The organism is Bradyrhizobium sp. P2_E8 (assembly GCF_056403875.1).
This window is the reverse complement of sequence record NZ_JBFUES010001148.1, coordinates 1-2,171: the sequence shown is the minus strand read 5'-3', so window position 1 is coordinate 2,171 and position 2,171 is coordinate 1. Positions and strand designations below refer to the sequence as shown.

Annotated in this window: 4 protein-coding genes; 3 read left to right on the top strand and 1 reads right to left on the bottom strand. The window is 64.3% G+C overall.

The annotated features are described in order from the left end of the window. The 3 genes from AC1D00_RS37885 to AC1D00_RS37875 all read left to right on the top strand — a co-directional run. Positions 1–344, top strand: a 344-nt coding sequence (locus tag AC1D00_RS37885; RefSeq protein WP_477014190.1) for a Crp/Fnr family transcriptional regulator, incomplete at its 5' end; no start/stop codon positions are given. 156 nt (positions 345–500) lie between these two features. Next, positions 501–878 carry an Hpt domain-containing protein gene (locus AC1D00_RS37880; RefSeq protein WP_477014189.1) on the top strand — a complete coding sequence of 126 codons (378 nt, stop codon included), beginning with the start codon at positions 501–503 and terminating at the stop codon, positions 876–878. A 97-nt stretch (positions 879–975) separates the two neighbouring features. After that, positions 976–1,224 carry a hypothetical protein gene (locus AC1D00_RS37875; protein WP_135178844.1) on the top strand — a complete coding sequence of 83 codons (249 nt, stop codon included), beginning with the start codon at positions 976–978 and terminating at the stop codon, positions 1,222–1,224. A gap of 54 nt (positions 1,225–1,278) precedes the next feature. On the opposite strand, the gene AC1D00_RS37870 is transcribed toward AC1D00_RS37875, so the two are convergent. Further along, a complete protein-coding gene (locus tag AC1D00_RS37870) occupies positions 1,279–1,896 on the bottom strand; it encodes a helix-turn-helix transcriptional regulator (protein ID WP_477014188.1) in 618 nt (205 codons plus the stop codon). Between the last annotated feature and the right edge of the window lie 275 nt (positions 1,897–2,171).

The window sequence follows — 2,171 nt, the reverse complement described above, 5'->3', positions numbered from 1 at the left end:
CGTTGCTCACGCGCCATGGGCTTGCGGTTTACGTGCAGGTCCAGCAGACCGCGGGCTGCAACGCCGCCCACCCGGTGGAATCGCGGCTGTCGCGCTGCCTGTTGCACACCCATGATCTGTCGGGCGACTATCGGCTGCTGCTGACCCAGGAGGCTATGGCGCAGATGATCGGGGCGCGGCGCAACAGCGTGTCGCTGGTCGCCAATACCTTGCAGCAGGCCAATTTCATCCACTACAGCCGCGGGCACATCCAGATCCTGAACCTGGACGGCCTGCGCCAGACCGCGTGCGAATGCTACGCCACCGTGAAGACCCAGTACGACCGTCTGCTCGGCCAGCGCTGACCGGCGCCGCCGCGTGGTAAACCTGCGGCTAATGCCGGCCTGCAAACACCCGCTGTCCTGCTACCGGAACTGAAATTCAAATGCCCTAGACACGGACCGATCCGCGCGCCGAACGCGCTACGCGACAAACGAACCGTGACCAAGGCAGGCCAAGCCATGCTTGAAATGACCGTTGCGCCTTCTCAGGCAGCGCTCGATGCCGAGCCCGCGCGCGAGCCGGGCGCGTACGCGGCGCTGGTGCGCGAGATCGGCGAGGACGGCGCCGGCGAAGTGCGCGCCGTGTTCTGGAACGAGACCTGCGCACGCCTGCAACTGTTCCGCACGCTCTCGCTCGCGCATYACCCCGCCAAAATCGCGCGTGAGGCGCATTCGCTGAAGAGCGCGGCCGGGACGTTCGGCTATCTCAGGCTCGCGGCGCTGGCGCTGCGGCTGGAGAAGACCGCAGAGACGCTCGGCGAGGCCGAATTCAGTGATCTCCTGGAGCGCATGGATGCCGCCTACGCCGCCGCGCGCGCGCAGGATCCGCAGGCATAACGAGACCTATGCAACCCCGCCGTACTTCTACGGTTTGGGATTTTCACAGATGGCTAATCATAGCTGGTGATAGTCGCGGGAAACCAGGAGGGTTTCCATGTTCACCTACGAGACTGTGGACCAGAAGGAGGTCCGTCGCTTTCGCATCGCCCAGTTCAACGGCCGGATGGCGACGGTGAAGGCTGGCGAGTCGACGGTGACCGGCTTCGTGCGCTCGGTGCTGGAGCAGGAATCGAGCATCCCTCCCCGCTGGACCATCACGATCATTCCGAACGCGCCGAAGGAAGAGATCAAGCCGCTGCGCCCCGTCTCTCGCGCGCGCCCCTTCTCGGAAGACTACTTCTGAACGCGATCGGCCGCCCCGGCCCCGCGCCGCCACGGGCAGCGCAAGACAACAACCTCAATCGATCGAATGCAGCAGCGCCGCGCGGACGAGGTCCGCGGTGTTGCGCGCACCGAGCTTGCGCATCGCCTCGGCGCGATGGCTCTCGAACGTGCGCGGACTGATCTGCATCCGAAGCGCACCCTGCTTGTTCGAATAGCCCTCGCTGATCAGCCGGAGCACCTCGCGTTCGCGCTTGGTCAGCCGCTTCTGGCCCGACAGGCCCAGGAGCTCGGCGCTAGGCACGCGCTGCGGCGCACGGGCGGCCTTCGATTCGGCGTCCTCGATCCGGGGCTGGATCGGCGATTCGCCCTTGTGGGGACCGGCAAGCTGCTTGACCAGGCCGCAAACGCGCTCGGTCTGCGTCAGCGCATTCTCCACCACCCGCTGCAAATAGGCGCGGTCGCCCGTAGCCGGCGCGAGCTGATCGCTGTGATGCTTGATCTCGCCCATGTAGAGCAGGAGCGCAGTCAGGGGGCCATTGAGTTCGCGGGCGATGGCGGCGGCCATTTCGTCGGCGGCCTTGGCGCGGGCGGCGTTCAGGCGGACGAAGTCGAGCTCTTCAGCCGAAGCAGTGCTGCTTTCGTACCATTCCGACGGCCGCGAATCGGTCGCCGTATCGTTCTGTGACCCCATGTGACCTGTTTAGCGGAACCCGGGCCGATCTGTGGTTAACTTTTTGCTCCGTAAGATTACGGTGATTTTGGCAGTTTTGCGCTAAAACGCCGGCATCGGCACAATTTATGCTTGCGCGAAGCTGACCTTAACCATGCAAGGGTTGAGAATTCCGCCCACTTCCTGGGCAGATAGGCCGAATCCCGCTTAACCGCCGTCTCCCAGACGGTCGTCCGCCGCCACCGGATTTTACGGATAAATTAACGGCGACTTGCTTCTCTAGATCCGATTGAGAG

Coding starts and splice junctions, on each gene's coding strand:
- AC1D00_RS37875 (WP_135178844.1), top strand. CDS start 976: ATGTTCACCTACGAGACTGTGGACCAGAAGGAGGTCCGTCGCTTTCGC.
- AC1D00_RS37870 (WP_477014188.1), bottom strand. CDS start 1,896: ATGGGGTCACAGAACGATACGGCGACCGATTCGCGGCCGTCGGAATGG.